The organism is Haloarcula sp. CGMCC 1.6347 (assembly GCF_037078395.1).
In the GTDB taxonomy this organism is placed as follows: Archaea; Halobacteriota; Halobacteria; order Halobacteriales; family Haloarculaceae; genus Haloarcula; species Haloarcula amylolytica.
The window spans coordinates 926,115-946,461 of sequence record NZ_JAYMGX010000001.1; the positions used below are offsets into that span (position 1 = coordinate 926,115).

General features: G+C 65.2%; 19 protein-coding genes. 7 read left to right on the forward strand and 12 right to left on the reverse strand.

Annotation, left to right across the window (positions count from 1 at the left end):
* Positions 1 to 7: 7 nt before the first annotated feature.
* The 3 genes from VI340_RS05015 to VI340_RS05025 all read right to left on the reverse strand — a co-directional run bounded on the left by VI340_RS05015 (position 8) and on the right by VI340_RS05025 (position 2,297).
* Complete coding sequence (locus VI340_RS05015) at positions 8 to 298, reverse strand: hypothetical protein (RefSeq protein ID WP_008309814.1); 291 nt, start codon at positions 296 to 298, stop codon at positions 8 to 10.
* 57 nt (positions 299 to 355) lie between these two features.
* Positions 356 to 1,333 carry an aldo/keto reductase gene (locus VI340_RS05020; RefSeq protein ID WP_336357923.1) on the reverse strand — a complete coding sequence of 326 codons (978 nt, stop codon included), beginning with the start codon at positions 1,331 to 1,333 and terminating at the stop codon, positions 356 to 358.
* 70 nt (positions 1,334 to 1,403) lie between these two features.
* Positions 1,404 to 2,297, reverse strand: coding sequence for a hypothetical protein (locus VI340_RS05025; protein WP_336357924.1), 894 nt, complete (start codon positions 2,295 to 2,297; stop codon positions 1,404 to 1,406).
* Between the two features lie 103 nt (positions 2,298 to 2,400).
* Here VI340_RS05025 and VI340_RS05030 point away from each other — a divergent pair, with 103 nt between their 5' ends.
* Positions 2,401 to 2,814, forward strand: coding sequence for a CopG family ribbon-helix-helix protein (locus tag VI340_RS05030; RefSeq protein ID WP_014040047.1), 414 nt, complete (start codon positions 2,401 to 2,403; stop codon positions 2,812 to 2,814).
* Positions 2,815 to 2,837: 23 nt separating this feature from the next.
* Here the strand turns inward: VI340_RS05030 and VI340_RS05035 are convergent, their stop codons facing one another.
* From VI340_RS05035 to VI340_RS05045, 3 genes are read right to left on the reverse strand one after another with little or no spacing between them, the layout of a single operon-like run.
* Positions 2,838 to 3,926: an ABC transporter permease gene (locus tag VI340_RS05035; protein WP_008309806.1), complete on the reverse strand. Its 1,089-nt coding sequence runs from the start codon at positions 3,924 to 3,926 to the stop codon at positions 2,838 to 2,840.
* Positions 3,919 to 5,793, reverse strand: a complete 1,875-nt coding sequence (locus VI340_RS05040; protein WP_008309804.1) for an ABC transporter permease — start codon at positions 5,791 to 5,793, stop codon at positions 3,919 to 3,921. Before VI340_RS05040 ends, VI340_RS05035 begins: the two co-directional genes overlap by 8 nt.
* Positions 5,794 to 6,696, reverse strand: a complete 903-nt coding sequence (locus VI340_RS05045) for an ABC transporter ATP-binding protein (RefSeq protein WP_336357925.1) — start codon at positions 6,694 to 6,696, stop codon at positions 5,794 to 5,796. It abuts the gene before it with no gap.
* Between the two features lie 60 nt (positions 6,697 to 6,756).
* Here VI340_RS05045 and VI340_RS05050 point away from each other — a divergent pair, with 60 nt between their 5' ends.
* On the forward strand, positions 6,757 to 7,188 hold the full coding sequence (locus VI340_RS05050; RefSeq protein WP_008309800.1) for an SRPBCC family protein: 432 nt from the start codon (positions 6,757 to 6,759) through the stop codon (positions 7,186 to 7,188).
* Between the two features lie 20 nt (positions 7,189 to 7,208).
* Here the strand turns inward: VI340_RS05050 and VI340_RS05055 are convergent, their stop codons facing one another.
* The 5 genes from VI340_RS05055 to sucC form a co-directional block, all read right to left on the reverse strand.
* Positions 7,209 to 8,234 (reverse strand): sensor histidine kinase, encoded by a 1,026-nt coding sequence (locus tag VI340_RS05055; RefSeq protein WP_008309799.1) that lies wholly within the window; start codon positions 8,232 to 8,234, stop codon positions 7,209 to 7,211.
* 264 nt (positions 8,235 to 8,498) lie between these two features.
* Positions 8,499 to 8,735 (reverse strand): hypothetical protein, encoded by a 237-nt coding sequence (locus VI340_RS05060; protein WP_004593153.1) that lies wholly within the window; start codon positions 8,733 to 8,735, stop codon positions 8,499 to 8,501.
* A 243-nt stretch (positions 8,736 to 8,978) separates the two neighbouring features.
* Positions 8,979 to 9,968: an ATP-binding response regulator gene (locus VI340_RS05065; RefSeq protein ID WP_008309795.1), complete on the reverse strand. Its 990-nt coding sequence runs from the start codon at positions 9,966 to 9,968 to the stop codon at positions 8,979 to 8,981.
* Positions 9,969 to 10,322: 354 nt separating this feature from the next.
* Entirely contained in the window at positions 10,323 to 11,195 is an 873-nt protein-coding gene (gene sucD, locus VI340_RS05070; protein ID WP_008309794.1) for a succinate--CoA ligase subunit alpha, read from the reverse strand.
* Entirely contained in the window at positions 11,192 to 12,340 is a 1,149-nt protein-coding gene (gene sucC, locus VI340_RS05075; RefSeq protein WP_008309793.1) for an ADP-forming succinate--CoA ligase subunit beta, read from the reverse strand. Before sucC ends, sucD begins: the two co-directional genes overlap by 4 nt.
* A 228-nt stretch (positions 12,341 to 12,568) precedes the next feature.
* Here sucC and VI340_RS05080 point away from each other — a divergent pair, with 228 nt between their 5' ends.
* The gene (locus VI340_RS05080; RefSeq protein ID WP_008309792.1) at positions 12,569 to 13,351 is read left to right on the forward strand and encodes an NAD-dependent deacylase; all 783 of its coding nucleotides are present in this window, start codon (positions 12,569 to 12,571) and stop codon (positions 13,349 to 13,351) included.
* A gap of 15 nt (positions 13,352 to 13,366) precedes the next feature.
* Here the strand turns inward: VI340_RS05080 and VI340_RS05085 are convergent, their stop codons facing one another.
* A complete protein-coding gene (locus VI340_RS05085; RefSeq protein ID WP_008309791.1) occupies positions 13,367 to 13,792 on the reverse strand; it encodes a DUF5793 family protein in 426 nt (141 codons plus the stop codon).
* A gap of 102 nt (positions 13,793 to 13,894) precedes the next feature.
* Here VI340_RS05085 and VI340_RS05090 point away from each other — a divergent pair, with 102 nt between their 5' ends.
* The 4 genes from VI340_RS05090 to ligA all read left to right on the forward strand — a co-directional run bounded on the left by VI340_RS05090 (position 13,895) and on the right by ligA (position 20,299).
* On the forward strand, positions 13,895 to 14,395 hold the full coding sequence (locus VI340_RS05090; protein ID WP_336357926.1) for a TIGR04206 family protein: 501 nt from the start codon (positions 13,895 to 13,897) through the stop codon (positions 14,393 to 14,395).
* Between the two features lie 132 nt (positions 14,396 to 14,527).
* Positions 14,528 to 16,147 carry a type II/IV secretion system ATPase subunit gene (locus tag VI340_RS05095; RefSeq protein ID WP_008309788.1) on the forward strand — a complete coding sequence of 540 codons (1,620 nt, stop codon included), beginning with the start codon at positions 14,528 to 14,530 and terminating at the stop codon, positions 16,145 to 16,147.
* A 1-nt stretch (position 16,148) separates the two neighbouring features.
* Positions 16,149 to 18,596, forward strand: a complete 2,448-nt coding sequence (locus VI340_RS05100) for a type II secretion system F family protein (RefSeq protein WP_336357927.1) — start codon at positions 16,149 to 16,151, stop codon at positions 18,594 to 18,596.
* A 38-nt stretch (positions 18,597 to 18,634) separates the two neighbouring features.
* Positions 18,635 to 20,299, forward strand: a complete 1,665-nt coding sequence (ligA, locus tag VI340_RS05105) for an ATP-dependent DNA ligase LigA (protein ID WP_336357928.1) — start codon at positions 18,635 to 18,637, stop codon at positions 20,297 to 20,299.
* Positions 20,300 to 20,347 lie beyond the last annotated feature (48 nt).

Genomic DNA, 20,347 nt, shown 5'->3' on the forward strand with positions numbered 1-20,347 from the left:
CGGTCTGTCACAGCAGGTGTACGCGCCCGGCGCGCCACTCCCAGGCGACTTCCAGTGCGATCCAGCAGACGAGCCAGACCGCGGCGAAACTGAACACCAGCCACGTCGACCCGAGATACGACGGGCCCGCGGTGGCCTGGAGCCAGGGGTAGGCCTGCACGCCGATGACGAGCGTCGCGACGAGCCCCAGTATCCCGGTCACGTAGTGTTCGACCGCGTTACCTATCGAGCAGACGCAGGCGTCACTGCCCGCCGTCTCCTCGAGTGTCTCGCTGCTCGGCCCCCGAGCATTGGTCATTGTTACCTGTCCTCAAACTAGTGCTTCATCACACAGCGGGTTAACCGTTTCGGCGGCTCACTCGTGGCCAGACACCCGAACTGGTTCGTACGGGTCTTCCAGCCACTCCACGTCGCTCGCAGAGAGGTCGATTTCGAGCGCCGCGACCGCTTCTTCGAGGTGTTCGAGGCTACTCGTCCCGATAATCGGCGCGTCGACCCACTCCTTGTCGAGCACCCAGGCCAGCGCGATCTGTGCCATCGAGGCGTCGTACTCGTCGGCCAGTTCCTGTACGCGCTCGTTGACCTCACGGCCGTTACCCTCGAAGTAGGGGTGCTCGCGGGCGTAATCGTCCGTCTCGCCCCGGACCGTCTCCTCGACCTGCTCGTGCGGGCGGGTGAGATAGCCCCGGGCCAGCGGGCTCCACGGCATCACGCCGACGTTCTCCTTCTCGCACAGCGGGAGCATCTCGCGTTCCTCCTCGCGGTACAGCAGGTTGTAGTGGTTCTGCATCGTCTCGAACCGCTCCAATCCTTCGCGCTCGCTCATCCGGAGAGAGTCAGCGAACTGGTGGGCCCACATCGACGACGCGCCGACGTAGCGCGCCTGTCCCCGCCGGACGGCGTCATCCAGCGCCCGGAGCGTCTGTTCGATTGGGGTGTCATAGTCCCAGCGGTGTATCTGGTAGAGGTCGACGGTGTCCATGCCGAGCCGGGAAAGCGAGTTCGACAGCTCCTGCTCGATGGCTTTCCGCGAGAGCCCCCCGGAGTTGGGGTCGTCCTCGTCCATCTGGAAGTACCCCTTCGTCGCCACGACCTGGCTGTCGCGGTCGTAGTCGTCGAGGACAGTCCCGAGGACGCGCTCGGACTCGCCCATCGAGTACATGTTGGCCGAATCGAAGAAGTTGATGCCGAGGTCGATGGCCCGCTCGATGACCTCGCGGCTCTCCGCTTCGTCGAGCACCCAGTCGCGCCATTCCGAGGTTCCGAAGCTCATACAGCCCAGACAGAGCCGGCTGACCTCCATACCAGTCGACCCGAGTGTCGTGTACTCCATGTTCCCCACCCCGGGCGCTCCGAGCAAAAAGGATGGGGCGAGCGGCCGGACCGCGGTGAGAAACCGTCCGTCAGAGCACGCCAGCCACGAACCCCAGACCCATCGTGACGAGCACGACGGCGGAGACCAACGGGAGGTAGGGCGTATACCGTTCGACGGCGGCCTCGTGGTGCTGGTAGCCGGCGACGAGCGCCATCGTCAGGCCGACGAGCGCGACGACGACCGTGACCGCGTAGGCGCTCATCAGTTCGAGACAGTACGGCGAGCCGGCACAGAGGGCGATAATCTCGAACTCCTCCTCGTGGGCGAACCCCAGCAGGAAGGCGAACCAGGCGATGCCGAACAGCCCCCGGTCGGCGGCATCGTCCAGACCATCGTGCGCGTGGGAGTGGCCGCCGACGAGCGGGAGTCTGCCGAACACCCGCGGCCATAGGCCGCCGCTGTCGCCGTCGCTGCCGGTCCCGTGAGAGTGGTCACTGCCGCGGGGATGCTGGTGCTGGTGTTGGTGGGCACGCGTTTCAGAGTGAGTGTGGTCGTGTTCGGCCGGCGCTCCACCGTCGTGGTTCTCCGCCGTCCCGCCCTGTCCGGGGTCTCCTGTCGACCCACCATGCCCGTGGTCGTGGCCGTACCGATACTCACGGATGCCAAGCACGATAAGCAGACAGCCGGCCACGATGCTCACCGGCCCGCCGATGTGGACGCCAGCGGCCAGTTCCAGCGGCTCGTTGGCCTCCGTGAGGTCGAAGTAGGCCTTGGCGTAGAAGAACGCGAACACCATCGCGATGCTGCTGACGAGGTGGCCGACGCCCAGCAGGAGGCTCGCCGCGAAGCCGGACAGCCACGCGTTGGACTGGTCGAGGGCGTAGGACGCGGCGACCGGCCAGCCGTGGCCCGGTTCGAGCCCGTGAACCGCGCCGAGGGCGATTGCCCCGAGAAACAGGCCGAGTGCCTCGCTGTATGCCATCGATGTACCACACCGACGCTACGGTCCTGCCTAAGGGTTGTTACTACGGAATCGAGGGCTGCGTAATACGGGGACCTTTGTGGCCGGCGACGGCAATCCGGGTATGCGAACGAGCGTCAACATCCCCGAAGGCCTTCTCGCGGAGTTCGACCGCGTCTGGCGCGAACAGGACCTGGAAAACCGCTCGCGGGCGGTGCGAGAGGCTATGGAGGAGTACGTCGAGCGACACTCACGGCTCGCGGCGATGGACGGCGACGTGGTAGCGCTGGTCGGGTTTGACTACCGCCACGCCGACGTGATTCGGGACCTCCACGCCGTCCAGCACACGTTTCAGGACGTGATTCTCAACACCAGTCACACCCATCAGGGCGAGTGGTGTCTCGAATCGCTGTTCTGTCGCGGCCCGGCCGAGCGGGTCCGGGACCTCACCTATCGGCTACGGGACTTCGACGCCGTCCGCCGAGTGAAGGTGATGGTCATCCGCGACGAGGCGGCGGAGCCACACGGCCACGGGTAACGCCTGCTCTTCTTCCCTCCGTTCTACAGCGCTTCCGCGGCGATGCGGCCGATGTACACCCTTGCGGCAGCGTAGCCAGCGACCGCCACCAGCACTGCGCCACCGACGTGGCCGTAGGTCAGCAAGGTCGGGCTGTCGACCGCAAGCTTCGCCACCGTGGTCGCCGGGTGTTCCGGGAGGAGCACGGCCCCGCCGAACAGCACGAGAGTGAGCACGGAGAACAGCAACTGCGCCGGGCGACGGTTCTGGAGCGTGATGCCCAGCACGACCCCGAGCGTCACGACGACGACGGTGACGGCAGTGATGAACAGCAGAATCGCCGCCGGGTTCGAGACGGCGATGCCGTTCGTGGACAGCAATCCGAGCCACAGTAGCACCTGCGCAGGAGCGAGTAACACCATGCCCAGGGCCTTCCCGTCGATGATGTCGAGCAGCGACACCGGGGCCACGCGGAGCAGTTCCATCGTCCCGCGTTCGATTTCCTCGGTGACGGTGTCGACGGCTACTGAGCCGCTGATGAACGGCGGGAGGAACAGGAGCAGCGGAATCAGAATGGTGTAGGTGAACCCGAAGTACTGGCTCGCGCTGACAGTGTCCGGGAGCGGCACGGGCGGCTTATCGAGATACGGCGTCCGCTCCAGGCGCTCCTGGCGCTCCAGCCCGCTGAGGACCCGGCGCACTTCGACGACGATGAGCGTCGACCGGATGCTCCCCTCCGGCACGACAGCGGTGACCGCTATCTGCTCCCCTGGCCCGCGCGTCGACGGGACGTAGTCGCCGCGCAGTATCGCGTCCACCCGGCGCTGATTGAACGCCCGCTGTGCGGCGGTCTCGTTCTCGAAGGCGGTGACGCTGGTCCCATCTTGTTCAGCGGCCGCGGCCTCCAGTTCCTCGCGGGCGTCACCGGTGACGGCCATCTCCACTTCACCGGCCGCGACCGAGCTGGGGTCGTACAGCGACGTGAGGCCGACGACGAGGAACGAGGAGAACCCCGCGACGAACAGCTGAATGAGCAGCGCCAGCACGATGGTCTTCTCGCGGGACAGCGACCGGATGTCCCGCCGGGCCACGACGACCCGCGGGTCGCGCCAGATGGGGCGGTCGTCAGACAAGGGTGCTCACCACCGCGAAGTTGTAGGCGAAGTGGATGACGATAGCCAGCACCAATCCACCGAGATAGGCCCGTCGCCCGCGGCTCGCGCCCACCGACGAGATGGCCGCTGTCACCGTGTGCAGTGCCAGCGGGAGCAGGAACAGCAACCCAGCAACCCACAGCGGCAGGCCGGCAGGCAACGTCGCGCCCTGCAGGGCGGCTTCCCCGATGGGCAGGCTTTCGAGGTCGGAGAGCCTGGCGATAAGCAGGCCTTTCTCTCCGATGAAGAAGCCGAGCCCGGAGAGCGCGCCGATGCCGAGCGCCGACCGGAGCGTCCGCTCGTAGCGGGCGTGCTCGTAGCCGGCGTAGACGTGCAGGCTCTTTGCCAGTTCCTCGACGACGACGATGACGCCGAGTACGAGCACGATGCCGAGCGACTGGTTCGTGCCGAAGACGTTCAGCGACACCGAATCGAGGACGAACAGGAACGCGATGGCTGCCAGTTCGGCGACGATGACCAGCGGCAGCAGAATGATACTCATCTTTAGCGCGCTCCGGCGGGAGTTGATGCCACCGGCCAGCGCGTCGAGCACCTTCAGCGGAATCGGTCGCTGGGTGAACATATCCTCTTCCCGGTACAGACCGGCTCCCAGACCGAACAGCACCAGCCCGGTCAGCAGCGGCGGCGTCACCGAGAACACGAACGACGAGAGCCCGACCGACTGGCCGGTCAGGTCGAGCACGACCAGCGTCAGCGGCGAGATGAGCGCAATCGGCGTCACGTCGGTGAAGATGGCCGGGACGAACGCGTACGAGGTCAGTGTCACCGTTATCGTCACCGTCACGAAGGTGAGTTCCTTGAACGAGCGGGCGAACATCGCCCCGCAGAACGTCGCCGAGAGGAACAGAACGACGAGCGGGACCACCGCCAGCACCGCGACGTAGCTCCCCGCCGGCGCGATGTTCCCGAACCGCAGCGCCGCGGTGATGAGCGCCGCTACGCCGACAGCACCCACGAAGTACGGGAGCGTCTTCCCGCCGATAATGTCCCCCCGCGAGGCGGGCGTCACCAGCAGGAGTTCGCCGCGGCGGTTCAGCCGTTCGGAGAGCATCGACGAGCCGTAGGCCTGGATAACGAAGTTCATCGGGACGATGTAGAGGAAGGCGAGCACGAGCGACTCGAAGGGGAACGGCGGCGAGATGTCCGAGGGGGTGCCACCCTGCACGTCGCCGGTCAATCGCGCGCCGATAGCGCCGAGGTTCGCACCGCTGCCACCGGCGGTTCCGCCGTCACCGCTGCTGCTCGTGGCTGAGCCGCCAGTGCCGCCCGTGTCCGACCCGTCACCGCTGCCGCCGGTACTCGTCCCACTGCCGTCCGCAGAACCCGACCCGTCACTGCTGTCGCCGCCTCGGGGGTCGAGCTGGCTGCTCCCCGACTGTTGCTCGTAGACGAGCGTCACAGAAACGGGGAACGCGGCGGTCTGGTTGTCGTCCCGAGCGAGTGTCCGGTCGTTGTACTGCGCCGTACTGTCGCGGAGTTCGGCCAGCGCCGCTCGCTCTTTGGCCGTCCGTGGAACGCTCTGGAGCTGGCTTCCCCGATACAGGAGTTCCTGCTGGCGTCGCTCGATGGCGGTGGGGTCAGGCTCACGGATGTCGAACGTCCGGTCGTCGGCCGCGACGCCGTAGTAGGGACTGCTCTCGTCGACGCCGATACGGTAGATGCCGTCGTCCATGCCCGCACCGGTACCGCCGCTGACGGCTATCGCGGCGACCGCGCCCATCGCAACGAGCGACAGCGCCATCACGACGATAGTCCGCTTGTCGACACCGCCAGCGTTTTTCGTCACCTCCCACTTCGCGACGCGCAGGAGCTTGTCGGGTTGCATCTACTCCGGGTCCTCCTCGACGTACCGCGTGCCACGCGTCCCGGCCTCGGCGACGTTGAGGAACACCTCCTCCAGGCTGGACTCCTCCGTCCGTATGTCGACCACGTCGCCGCCCCGGTTCTCGGCCTGCCTGCGTGTCGTTTCGACTGCCTCCATGCTCTCGACGACGCGCTCGTAGGTGCCGTTTTCCTTGGCTGCGCCGGGCACGTCGACGGTGGTGTAGACGTGATACCGCGTGTGGCCGTACTCGGCCTGAAGCTGTTCGAGGTCGCCGCGGGCGACGATTTCGCCCTCGTTCATGATGACGACCCGGTCACAGATAGATTCGACGTGAAAGAGATTGTGTGCAGAGAAAACGATGGTCTTACCCTCTTTCGCCAACTGCTCGGTGAACTCGATGACGTAGTTCGTCGTCAGCGGGTCCAGTCCCGACGCCGGCTCGTCGTAGATGAGCACGTCGGGGTCGTTGATGAGCGAGCGGGCGATGGCGACTTTCCGTTTCATCCCCTTGGACATGTCGCCGAGCTTCCGGTCGCGGTGTTCGAGTTCGAGTTCGTCCAGCGTGTCGTGCATCCGCTCCTCGGCCACGTCCGGGTCCACGTCGTAGAGGTCCGCGAAGAACTTCAGATAGGATATCGGTGTCATCTCCTCGTACAGCGGCGATTCCTCGGGCAGAAAGCCCAGCTGCTGGCGCATCTCCGCGGTTTCTGTGTCGAGCCCCGCTATCTCGGCGGAGCCGCTCGTCGGCTCTAACAGGCCCGCCAGCATCTTCAGCGTCGTCGTCTTGCCGGCCCCGTTCGGCCCGATGATACCGAACACCTCGCCGCGGTCGACCGAAAACGAACTGCCCTGTACAGCGACGAAACCGCCGTACTCCTTCCGAATGTCCCGGGCGTCAATCATCTGGCGATTGATTGTGAGTGAACCAACCTATACCTTGGCTCCAGCCTATTGCTTCTGATAATGGCACTCGAACTCGGCACGAACAGTGTTTCGATCGAGAAAACACCGGACGGGCGACGGCTGATCGTCCGGCACGACGTCGATGCGTCGGTCGACACCGTGTGGGATGTCCTGACCGACACCGACTGCTGGTCAGACTGGGGGCCGTCGGTCACAGCCGTCGAGACAGACACCCGATACATCGATGACGGGACGACCGGCCGCGTTCGCGCTGCTGGCGTGGTGTGGCTCCCGTTTGAAGTGACGGCGTGTGCGCCGTATCGCTGGACGTGGAACGTCGCTCGGCTCCCCGCAACAGGTCACTTCGCCGAGGAACGGGCTGCCGGCTCCGTCGTTGGGTTCGAGATTCCGCCGCTGGCGACTGGCTACGCTCCGGTGTGTGCCCGAGCGTGCCAGCACGTCGCTGCTATCGCACGGCGACGCGAGGCGTAGGCAGCGACCGCGTCGACCCGTCAGGGCTGTATCGGCGTCTTCGAGCGCGTGTAGGTGTCTTTCTCGGAGCTATCCGTTCTCGTGATGTCCGTAATCTCGAAGCGTGTCCCGCCCCCGTCGCTTTCGGTCACGTCGATGTCCCAGCCGTGGGCTTCGACGATGCGCTGGACGATTGCCAGCCCCAGCCCGCCTTCACCGTCCGTGGTGGTGTAGCCGTCGTCGAGCACCGCATCACGCTTTTCGGGCGGGATTCCGGAGCCGTCATCGGCGACGTAAAACCCACCAGATATCTCGCCGACACGAATCGTCAGGTCAGCACTGCCACGTTCGATGGCGTCGTCGGACTTCGCTTGAGCGCTCGTGGACCCGTGTTCCACACTGTTCCGAAACAGGTTCTCGAACAGGTGACGGAGCCGATCCGGGTCGGCGTCGATGACGGCTGTCACTTCGTTTTCGAGCGTCGCGTCCATCGTCGGCACGGCCTCCCAGCAGCTATCGACCAGTTCTGCCAGATCAACGGCCTCCGTATCGCTGATGACGTGTCCGCTTCGAGCCAGCGTCAGCGTCCGGTCGATGAGCGTTTCCATTCGGTCCATCGCTGTCGCAGCCGTCTCCAGCTGTTCCGAGTCGCGGTCCATTCGTTCGAGTTCCAGCTGACCAGATGCGACGTTGAGCGGGTTCCGGAGGTCGTGTGCCACGACGGCCGCGAACTCGTCGAGGCGTTCGTTGCGCTGCTCGATGGCCTCCCGATGGAGTCGCTGTCGCTCGGCCTCGACGGCTCGGGATATCGCGCGCGCTTCGAAGATTCCCATCATGAGGCCACCGAAGCCGCCGACGATAGCCGCAAACAGCGCCCAGCCGATGTCCTCACTTAGCGACCCCGTTGGCCAGGTTAGAATCATCGCCACATTCAACAGCAGAAAAGAAACCAGCCCCCCAGCGAACCAGACCCCGATACGCCGGTAGTGGTCCGGATCGATCTCCGAGTTACTCAGCCAGAACCCGCCGACGATGATCGCCGCTGCAAACGGAACGATTGCCAGCATACTGACCACGAAATCAGCAGTAACAAGCGCTGATAAGCCGGAATCAGAGAAATAAAAATAGTTAGCGACGCCTCCGAGGAGGAGCAGCCACCCGACTCCCTGAATAAGGGCTGGCAGGCGATCTGAGCGGCGATCTGGGTCTGTCACTTCCGCATCGATTTGTTAGACGTGCATTTACATCTGCTGGCCAGCGGAACAGGTGTGCGGCGTATTTCCCAGCATTATCGTCGGTGTTACTGTCGGCTCGGCCTGTTTTCCTGCCAGCTACTGTTTGGTTACGCGTGCGTCCGATACTTTGTGGATGTCGTCGTCGATCCCGGTGCCGTCACAGTCGTCATTCGGACATCGATAGTGCCAGCCGTCTTCCGTTGCCGCTCGCTCGGTAAACCGGTCGCCACATTCGTCGCAGTAGAGCTGCCCGTCCGAACATGTGTCGCGGTGGAGTTCGAGTTCGAGTTCTGTGCCGAAGGTCCGCTTGCAGTTCCGACAAATATGAGGCATATTCGAAACTACAGATTCATCCCTTATAGCGATACCGGAACGTTCACGGCCGCTTCTTTCCGTTGACGGAAGGTTCAGGTCGGCCGCCGTCCGTCGGTTTTCGGCACCACATACATCTCATATCTTGGACAGTAATGGTTGTCAGGGCCGAATAGCTATCGACATATCTCGGCAACAGCCAGTTCGGGACCAGCCCAGCCGCCGTCTTCCAGATACCGACAGCGATTGTGGGTGAGAAAACCGCTAGGCTGTCGTCACGTCGATCCGCGTGCCGCCGGATTCGCCGCTCCCGACTGATACCGTCCACCCGTGGGCGCGCGCCGCAGTGTCGACGAGGAACAGTCCGTATCCCTCCCCCTCCCGCGTCGTCCCGAAGCCCTGGTCGAACACTTCGTCGCGGTCCGCTTCGGGAATCCCCGGGCCGTCGTCGGCCACGTAGAACCCGGACTCGGTGGCACCGATGGTGACGGTTACGGGTCCCTCGCTGTGTGTGACCGCGTTGTCGAACAGTTCGCGGAGGAGCAACTGCAGTCGGTCGTTTTCGGCGTCGACAGACGCGTCAGTCACCACTTCCAGCGTCGCATTCTCGTAGCTCTCTGCGGCCCAGACCTCAGTGGCTACGTCAGAAAGCGAGAGCGAGTCCGTTTCCGAGACGGGACACGCTGTGCTCCCGATGCGCGAGAGGTCGGTGAGCAGCGTCTCGACTCGGCGAACGGACCGATGCAATGCGTCTTCGTGGGGCTCACCGATGTCGAGTAGCTCTAACCGGCCCATAACGACGTTCAGCGGGTTCTTCGCGTCGTGAGAGACGCCGCTCGATATGTCGTCCCACTGTACGGCACCGACCCGCCAGTCGGTCGGCCACCGGGTCGCGTACGCTTCGAGTTTCGCGGCCAGCAGGGATGCCGGCGTCTCCGCGGTCACGTAATCGGTGACGCCGGCCCGGAGCGCCTCGGTGACCCGGTCAGGTTCGGGGTCGGTCGCGACGAGCACAATCGGAATCTCGGCCCCGGCCGCTCGCAGTTCCTCGAACACCGCTATACCGTCGTCGCCGTCATCGCTGACGACGACACCCCTGACGTCCCCATCACTCAGCCGGTCCTGTACGACGCTCGTGTCTCGGACTGCCTCGGCTGTTGCCCCGTCCGTTGGCAGCGCCTCGGAGAGAGCTGCAGCTAGGTCTGTCGCTTCGGTACCGGCTACGAGATAGGCGGTCCCACGAGCAGGCGTCATGCCCCGGCACTACGAAAACGGGCGACAAGAAACCGACGGTGCCCTACAGCAGGTCTTCGACGTGGTCGGCGACTTCTTCCGGTGTGTCACCGACCGGGACACCGATAGACTCACTCCGTTCCACGGCTCGCTTCGCTCGCCGCGTCACATCGAGATCTCCCATCGGTCGATCTCGCTCCGTTCGTCTATCGAGCCCTCGCTCGCTCCGCATCACGGCTCACTGCGTTCGCCGTATCGCGTCGAGGTCTCCCGCTGGTCGTCCTCGACTCGCTCGCGAGGACGCCGTTGTCCGTCCGCACAAACCTATTCGAACTGATCAGAAAAAGTGTCCGGCGAAAGCCGCCTAAATCTGCCCTACAGCAGGTCTTCGACGTGGTCGGCGACTTCTTCCGGTGTGTCACCGACCGGGACGCCGTTGTCCTCTAGCGCGGTGATCTTCGACTGCGCGGTCCCGGTGCCGGAGCCGGAGACGATAGCGCCGGCGTGGCCCATCCGCTTTCCGGGCGGCGCGGTCCGACCGGCGATGAAACCGGCGACCGGCGTGTCCATGTGCTCGCCGATGTAGCGAGCGGCCTCTTCCTCGTCCTCGCCGCCGATTTCGCCACACATGACGACGGCGTGGGTGTCGGGATCGGCCTCGAACTGTTCGAGCGCGCCGATGAAGTCCGTCCCGATGATCGGGTCGCCGCCGATACCGATGGCCGTCGACTGGCCGATGCCGCGGTTGGTGAGGTTGTCGACGACCTGGTAGGTCAGCGTCCCCGAGCGGGAGACGAGACCGACGTTCCCGGACGAGAAGATGTTCCCCGGGAGGATGCCGAGCTTGGCGACGCCGGGCGTGATGACGCCGGGGCAGTTCGGACCGACGAGGTGCGTGTCGGTCTCCTGCAGCTTGCGGTAGACCCGAGACATGTCCTGTGTCGGAATACCCTCGGTGATGGCGACGACGAGGTCGATGCCCTTCGCATCCAGCGCCTCGAAACAGGCGTCGGCCGCGAACGCGGGCGGTACGAACACGACGGCGGCGTTCGCGTCGGCCTCGCGGGCCGCGCCCTGCACGGTGTCGAACACCGGCACGCCGGCGACCTCCTGACCGCCCTTGCCGGGCACTGCGCCGGCGACGACGTTCGTGCCGTACTCAAGCATCTGTTCGGTGTGGAACTTCCCTTCTCCGCCGGTGATTCCCTGTACAACGACGCGTGTGTCTTCGTCGACTAGAACACTCATGCTTCCACCTCCTTTGCGTACTCGACCGCACGCTGAACGGCGTCCTCCAGCGTGTGCTCGACCGTGACCAGGTCCTCGTTCAGAATCTCCATCCCCTCCTCGGCGTTGGTCCCTGCGAGTCGGACGGTGACCGGCTTCGGGATCTCGTCGAACTGCTCCAGCGCCTGGTTGATGCCGTTGGCGACCTCGTCGCCGCGGGTGATACCGCCGAAGATGTTGAACACGACCGAGTCGACGTTCTCGTCGGAGAACACCATATCGAGCGCGTTCGCGATGCGGTCGGCCTTCGCGCCGCCACCCACGTCGAGGAAGTTGGCGGGCTCGCCGCCGTAGTAATCCACGAGGTCGAGCGTCGTCATCACGAGGCCCGCACCGTTGCCGATGATGCCGACGTTGCCGTCCAGTCGGACGTAGTCGAAGCCGTACTCGTCGGCCTTCTGTTCGAGTTCGTCGCCCTCCGCAGCCTCCTCGCCCATCTCGGCGATCTCGGGCTGGCGGAACAGGGCGTCGCCGTCGATGTTCATGACGGCGTCGGCCGCGATGACCTCGTTGTCGGCCGTAATCATCAGCGGGTTAATCTCCGTGTCCGCGCCGTCGCGGTCATCCCAGAGCTGGTACAGCGTCGTGAGGACGCTCGCCACGTCGTTTGCGACCTCGCGGTCGACGCCGGCCTCGTAGACGACCTTCCGGGCCTGGAACGGGTGCATTCCGAAGGCGGGGTCGATGTGCTCTCGGGCGATGGCGTCGGGGTCCTCTTCGGCGACCTCCTCGATGTTGACGCCGCCCTTGGTGGAGACCATGGCGACCGGGCGACCCTCGTTGCGGTCCATCGTCACGCCCACGTACAGCTCGTTGACGAAGTCCACGGCTTCCTCGACGAGCACCTTCGAGACGTGGTAGCCCTTGAGGTCCATCCCGATGATGTCCTCGGCAGCTTCGCGAGCCTCTTCCTTGGACTCGACGAGCTTGATGCCGCCGGCCTTGCCGCGGCCGCCGACGTGTACCTGTGCCTTGATGGCGACCGGATATCCGATTTCCTCGGCCGCGTCGACGGCCTCGTCCACTGTCTCGGCCAGCTGCGAGGCGGGCGTCGGGATGCCCGCGTCAGCGAAGACTTGCTTCGCCTGGTATTCGTGCAAGCGCATGTCATGCAGAAAGCCGAGCGGTGGCGATTTAAATCCGTCCGTTTCTCTTCCTGCGACCACGCGGAATCCGCCCCAGTTTTCTGTGGGTGGGGATAGCGATTCAGGGGCCCACTGCGGCGTGATACGATTGGTTCGTGGGGGTCGGGACGTCAAAGGGGCGTCAACAACTGACTTCACTGTCCGAGTCACATCCGATAGACCCACAGCGCCACACTGCGAAGCGAGCGTATGGCCGACGACAGGCACGGGACCGACGACGTCGACGACGAGACGCTGGATGCTGTGGCCGAGGCGCTTCGCACCGCCGAAACTGGCGTCGCCCTCACCGGCGCGGGCGTCTCGACGGCGTCGGGCATCCCCTCCTTTCGCGGCGACGACGGTATCTGGGAGCGCCACGACCCGGCGGACTTCCACCGCCGGCGACTCGACGCCGACCCGGCAGGCTTCTGGGCGGACCGAATATCGCTTCGGGAGTCTATCTACGGCGATGTAGACCCCGAACCCAACGCCGCCCACGAGGCGCTGGCGGGGCTCGAATCAGCGGGCCATCTCGACGCCGTGCTCACGCAGAACATCGACGGACTGCACGACGCCGCCGGCACAGACCGGGTCATCGAACTGCACGGAACCCACCGGCGCGTGGTCTGTGACGACTGCGGTCACCGTCGAGACGCCGACGCGGTGTTCGAGCGGGCCGCCACAGAGAGCGACCTGCCGCCGCGCTGTGACTGCGGCGGCGTCTACCGCCCGGACGTCGTGCTGTTCGGCGAAGCCATGCCCGACGTGGCGATGGACGAAGCACAGCGTCTCGCCCGAGACAGCGACGTGTTTCTGGCCGTGGGGTCGTCGCTGTCGGTACAGCCCGCGTCATTGCTTCCGAAAATCGCTGCAGAGGCGGGCAGCACGCTGGTCGTGATAAACTACGAGGAGACGCCGCGTGACGCGAGTGCGGCGCACGTCCTTCGTGCGGATGTCACGCATGTCCTTCCGGCGATTGTCGAACGGGTGTAACAGCGCGGAGGCGGTCTACAGCTCGACGCCGCCGGGAATCAGGCTCTGCCCGCGCAGGAGGCTCCCGTCGGGGTCGTAGACGAGTAGCGTCCCCAGCTCGTAGGTCCGTGACTCGCCGTCGCCGTCGGTGAGACGGACTGTAAACTGTGGGTCTTCTTGGGCGTCCGCCGCGGACACGAGCGCGTCGATGTCCGCTGTCGGTGCTGTTGCCTCGAAGACGTACTCGCCGGTGAGGCGGTTCGTCAGCGAGAGCACGCCGTCGCTTTCGGGTTGTCGGCGGAAGGTCACGTCGATATCCTCGCCATCGAGTGTACCGCCGTCTACTTTGGTGAGGCGCTCGCGGAGCTCTCCTGTCGGCCCATCGTATACGATCGCGATCGTCGGGTCGTCGTTGTCGGTGGCCGAAGCCTGGATGTCGACGGTGAAGTAATCACGCCTCATTCCGGTGTTTACCGGTACGTGGCCCGGCCAAATGAACGTAACGGCGCACCGACTGTCGGTATCGGTAGCTTTTACCGGACCGGCCCACCCTCTGACAGTAGTATGGCCTGGGTGAAGTCAGAGTACGCCGGCGAGTTCGCGGTGCTTGCGACGTGGCTCGTGGGGTTGGCCCCGTGGTCGGTGTCGCTGTTCGAGATTGATGGGGTTACTGTCATCGGGCTCCGGTTTCTCCCCTTTCGGTTCCAGTTCATCTTCGGTGCGACGCTCCCCGGAGAGCGGCCGTTTCTCTGGGCCTGGCAGGTCGCCGCGTTCCAGGAGTCGGACCCGCTTGCGCTCGCCGGGACCCTCGGGTTCGCGGCCCTGGCCGTCTTCCTGTTCCCGCTCGGACTCAGTCTCTACTACTACGCCGCTGAGGACCGTGTTGAAGCTACCTTCCCCGTGGACCCGGTTCGCCTGTTTGGCGGCTTGCTCGGACTCGTCGGCGTTCTTACGCTTGCGGCCAGCGGGCTGTTCATCACGTCGTTTCCCGGCATCACCGTCCCCATCGGGTCACTTGTCGCACTCGTGTTCGCCTATCTCCTGTTGACCGTCGACCGAGCCTGACGGGCGGTGCCGTCCCGTTCGTCCGACCGCTGGCGATTATACTCCTGATAATTTGGCGAGCGAATTTAAGTAGGTGGATACGATAGCAGAGGTATATTCCGCGGAGCACCGTGTGCTCCCCACCGAACCACGATGTCGAACCCAGAATCTCCCGACCCCGGTGACTTCGTTTCGGACCCGCTCGGCCACATCCAGTCGTGGCTCTCGCGGACCGCAACGGTGCTGAGCGGGTCAGCGGTCCCGACGGCGAACTACGACCCCAGCCGCCACGGGTCACTGGTCGAGTTCGACGGCCTGGACGGCTACAACGAGGTCGACCGCTACTGGCTGAACGCGCCCTTCGCCTTCGCCTCCATCAATCACGACCCGGAGCGTGACGAACACCTGTACCACGTTGTTGAGCCGTCACTGACCAACATCGAGCGGGAACTGCTCGACCGCCTGTTCGAGGACATCCGCATCCCGCTCATCTACCGCGACGACGTCGACAGCGACCCGGAGCGCGTTCTCGCCGAGGAACTCGAAGCCAGGCTAGAGGAGTACGGCGTCGTCATCGAACCGGAGACGTTCTACCGGCTGTTTTACTACTTGCATCGCTCCTTCCAGGGCTACGGCCACATCGACCCCCTGATGCACGACCCGGACATCGAGGACATCTCCTGTGACGGGGCGAACCTCCCCATCTTCGTCTACCACGACGGGTACACGGACATCGAGACGAACATCGTCTACGACGCCGACGAACTGAACGACTTCGTCATCCAACTGGCCCAGCGCTCGGGTCGGCACGTCTCCGTCTCGGACCCCGTCGTCTCGACGACGCTCCCGGACGGCTCGCGTATCGAACTGGCGCTGGGCGAGGAAGTGACCCCGCGCGGGTCGGCCTTCACCATCCGGAAGTACGCCGACGAGCCGTTCACGCCAATCGAACTGCTCGAGTACGGCACGTTCTCCGTCGAAATGCTCGCTTACCTCTGGCTGGCTATCGAGTCCAACAAGTCGCTCATCTTCGCCGGCGGGACCGCCGCCGGTAAGACCACGTCGATGAACGCGCTGGCGATGTTCCTCCCGCCCCGGTCGAAGGTGCTCTCAATCGAGGACACCCGCGAGCTGTCCCTGTACCACGACAACTGGCTCTCCTCGGTCACCCGCGAGCGGTTGGACGATTCGGACATCACGATGTACGACCTGCTGCGGTCCGCGCTCCGGCACCGCCCCGAGTACATCATCGTCGGCGAGGTCCGCGGCGAGGAGGCGATTACGCTGTTCCAGGCGATGAACACCGGTCACACGACGTTCTCAACGATGCACGCGGACTCGGTCCAGACCGTCATCAACCGGCTTGAGAACGAGCCGATCAACGTCCCGCGGCCGATGGTCCAGAGCCTCGACATCCTCTGTGTGCAGGTGCTGGCCCGCTCCGGTGACGAGCGCGTCCGCCGTGCGAAAACGCTCGCCGAGATTGAGGGCATCGACCAGCGGACCGGCGAACTGGACTACTCGACGACGTACAACTGGCGGGCCACCGAGGACCGCTTCTCCGAGAACAACAGCGAGCTACTGGACGAAATCCGCGAGGAACGCGGCTGGACGCAGTCGGAGCTGCTGACCGAACTCCGAAACCGCCAGCGGTTCCTCCGCTATCTCCAGTCCGAAGGCATCACCGACTACCGGAAGTTCACGGCGATGGTCAACAAGTACTACGCGGACAAGCAACAGGTCATGGCGAACATCGACGATGCGATAGCCTGACATGGCGCTGAACCCGCTCGGTCTGGCTCCGCTCGCCGTCGTCGTCGGGATTCTCGGGCTTATCGGCTACAGCTCCGTCAACGAGCGCTTCGACCGCAACGTCACGCGGCTGTCCCGACGGCTCTTCGGTCGGTACGTGGGCGAATCGCCCAAACGCGAACGACAGCTCGAAGCCGCCTACATCGACGAGACCTATCGCGGGTACGCCGCCAGAACGCTGGTGTACGCCTGTGTGGGGGCTGTCGCCGGCGCTATCACCGGCGCGTACGCCATCGGCGGCTTTCTGCTTGTGCTACCGGCGCTAGTGAACCTTGCACAGGGGCTCCCCTCGACGATGGTGAACGCCTTCGGCCTGCGAACGTTCGAACTCGTGCTGACGCCGACGCAGACGCTCTACATCCTCATCGGCGGCGGCGTGCTCTCGGGCGCGGCGACGGCCGGACTCACGTACCTCTACCGCTGGGAGCGGCTCAAGAATCAGGCGGACGTGCGGAGCCGGAACATCGACGAGGGGATGGCCCGCACCATCGCCTTCATGTACGCGCTGTCCCGCGGTGGGATGTCCTTCCCGGACGTGATGCGTGTGCTGGCCCGCAATCAGGAGATCTACGGCGATACGGCGAAGGAAGTCGGCGTCGCCGTCAGGGAGATGGACCTGTTCGGCCGGGACATGATCTCCGCGCTCGAACACGTCTCCCGACGGACCCCCAGCGAACAGTTCAAGACGTTCACCGAGAACCTCTCCAGCGTCCTCCAGAGCGGCCAGTCGCTGGCCCCGTTCCTCCGCGAGCAGTACGAGCGCCATCAGGAAGAGGCCGCCGAGCGTCAGGAGGACTTGCTCGAACGGCTGGCCACCGTCGCCGAGGCGTACGTCACCGTATTCGTCGCCGCCGTGCTCTTCCTGATGACGATTCTGCTCGTCTTCGGCCTGACGACGACGGACACGCTCTGGCTGTTGCAGCTGATGGCGTATCTCGTTATCCCGCTGGCTAATGCCGGGTTCATGGTGTATCTCGACAGCAAGCTCCAGTCGCTGGGCATCGGGAACGGCGGGACGACGGATATTCTGGATCGGTACGAAACGGCGACACTGGGGAAACCCAGCCCGGGGACCGACCGTCTCGGCCTGACCGACGGCGGCGTCGTCCCGGCTGACGAGGCGAACTGGCTCCGACTCCGGTTCTACGACCGCGTCAAGGCGCTGCGGGAACTGCTCAGCTCCCCGATTCAGTCGCTGGTCTGGAACCCGGTGTACGTCCTCTATCTCGCCGTGCCTGTCGCGGTGGTGCTGCTGCTCGTCCGCGCCCCGACGGCGTTCCAGGCGTCGACGGTCAACGTCCGCCTCCTCGACGACCTCGTCATCCAGTCGGTCCTGCTGATTCTGGGGCCGTTCGCGCTGGTGCGGTTCATTTACACCCGGCGGCTATCCCGCATTGAGGACGCGACGCCGGACCTGCTCGAACGGCTGGCGAGCCTGAACGAGGCCGGGATGACCGTCGTGGAGAGCCTCCGCCGGGTCCGTGGCAGCGACATCGGCGTCCTCACCCAGGAGATGCACCGCATCTGGGCTGACATCAGAATGGGTGCGAACGTCGACGACGCGCTCGTCCGGTTCGGCCGCCGGGTCCAGACCACAGCCGTAACGCGTATCGTGACGCTGCTGATCCACGCGATGCACGCCTCGGGCCAGCTCGGACCGGTGTTCCGCATCGCGGCCACCCAGTCGCGGGCCGACCTCCGGCTGAAACGGCGGCGACGCCAGCAGATGCTCACCTACCTCGTCGTCATCTACGTCGCCTTCCTGGTGTTTCTGGTCATCATTGTCGCCGTCCAGGAGGTGCTGGTCCCAAGCCTGCCCTCCAGCGTGCCGACACCGGCCGGGGAGTCGAACCGCCTGGGCGTCAGCGTCGACCAGTTCGCCCGCTTCGGCCGCGTCGACAAGGCGGCGTACACGCTCGTGTTCTTCCACACCGCCCTCATTCAGGCCGTCCTGACCGGCTTCATCGGCGGCCAACTCGGCGAGGGAACGCTCAAGGACGGCGCGAAACACGCCGCAATTTTGCTGGGCGTGGCGTACGTCGCGTTCATCCTGCTATCCTCGCCGGTCGCGTCGATGACCGTCACCAGCCCCGCCGTCTCCGGCGACCAGATAACGGTCGAATCGGCGTCGCTGTCAGAGGGGGGGTTCATCGTTGTCCGCGAGTTCGAGGAAGACGGCCGGGTGCTCGGGACCTCCGAGTACCTCTCTTCGGGGTCCCACAGCGACGTACAGATAACGCTTGACAGACCGCCGTCGACCGGGCAGTCACTCGTGCTCGTCGCCCATCAGGACACCAACGGGAACCAGCAACTCGACTACCCCTTCGGCGACAATTCGGGATCGCCGGACCGACCATACTCGTCGTCGACGGCCGGCGAGAACGTCACCGTCGAACACACGGTCGAGTGACGCTGGATTTACGGTGCCCAATCGGGTAGGAGGCGCTGATGGAGTTCGCCGCCTTCGCCGACCGGGCCGAAACAATCGAAGCCGAGAGCGCCGACACCGCGATAGCTGAGGCAGTGACCGACCTGTTCACAGATGCGGGGCCGGACCTGCCAACGCTCACCCGCTTTGTTCAGGGACGGGTGTTTCCGGCCTACGAGTCCCGCACGCTCGATATCGGGCCGCGGCTCTGCTACGAGGCGATTGCCCGGGCGGCCGGCCAGAATGTCAGCGCTGACGACGTAGAGCAGCGCCTCGCCGACATGGGCGAAATAGGGGCTGTCGCGGCCAGCTACGACCTCGGCGGCCAGCGGGGACTCGCCGCGTTCGGAGCAGGCGGGAGCGGGAGCGACGCACTGACCGTCGCCGAACTCGACGAGACGCTCCGGGACCTGGCGGCCGTCGACGGCAGCGGGAGCCAGGGGACGAAAGTCGACATCCTCTTTGGCCTGTTCTCGCGGTGTTCGCCGGCTGAAGCCAGCTACCTCGCACGGCTCGTCCTCTCGGAGATGCGCATCGGCGTCGGCGAGGGGACGGTCCGGGACGCCGTCGCGGCGGCCTTCGACGTGCCGGTCGCGGCCGTCGAACGGGCCGTGCAGGTGTCGAACGACTACGGCATGGTCGCCGAAGTGGCCCGCGACGAGGGCGAGTCCGGACTGGCCACTATCACGCTCGAAATCGATCGGCCCGTGCAGGCGATGCTGGCGCAGGCGGGCACAGTCGCCGGCGCACTGGACGACTGGGACCGCGCCGCGGTCGAGTGGAAGTACGACGGCGCTCGCGTGCAGATCCACTTCGACGGCGAGGACGCCCGGCTGTTCTCCCGGAACATGGAGGAAGTCACGGACCCGCTTCCGGAAGTCGTCGACACTGTCGAATCGACGCTGGACACGCCGGCGATCCTCGACGGCGAGGTGGTCGCGGTCGACGCGGACGGCGACCCGCTCCCGTTCCAGGAGGTGCTGCGGCGCTTCCGCCGGAAGCACGACGTGGCCGCGGCCCGCGAGGACGTGGCCGTCCGCCTGCACGCCTTTGACTGCCTGCACGCGGACGGCGAGGACCTGCTCGATGCCCCGCTGGAGACGCGCCACGACCGCCTCGAATCGCTCTTCCCTGCCGGGAGAGATGTCGTCTCACAGATGTGGCTGTCCGACGACCCCGACGAGATCGCGGACCTGGAGGCAGAAGCCCTCGCCGCCGGACAGGAGGGAATCATGCTGAAAGACCCGACAGCGGCGTATTCGCCCGGAAAGCGGGGCAAGCACTGGCGCAAGCGCAAGCCCGACGTGGAGACGCTGGATTGTGTTGTCACCGGCGCGGAGTGGGGCGAGGGCCGCCGGGCGAACGTCCTTGGCTCGTTCGAACTCTCCGTGCGGACCGACGACGGTTACGCCACCGTCGGTAACGTTGCCACGGGTATCACCGACGAGGAACTGGACGACCTCACCGAGCGCTTCGAACCGCACATCCGGAGCGAGGACGGCCGCGACGTGGTGCTCGACCCAGCAATCGTGTTCGAGGTCGGCTACGAGGAGATTCAGGCCTCCCAGTCCTACGATTCGGGCTATGCGCTCCGGTTCCCGCGGTTCCTCTCCGTCCGCGAGGACAAGACGCCTGACAGCGCCGACTCGCTGGGGCGCGTCGAGCGGCTGGCGGCGTCACAGTAACGCCGCCGGTGCTGGTCCGCGACGGACCGACACGCGTAATGGCCGTCT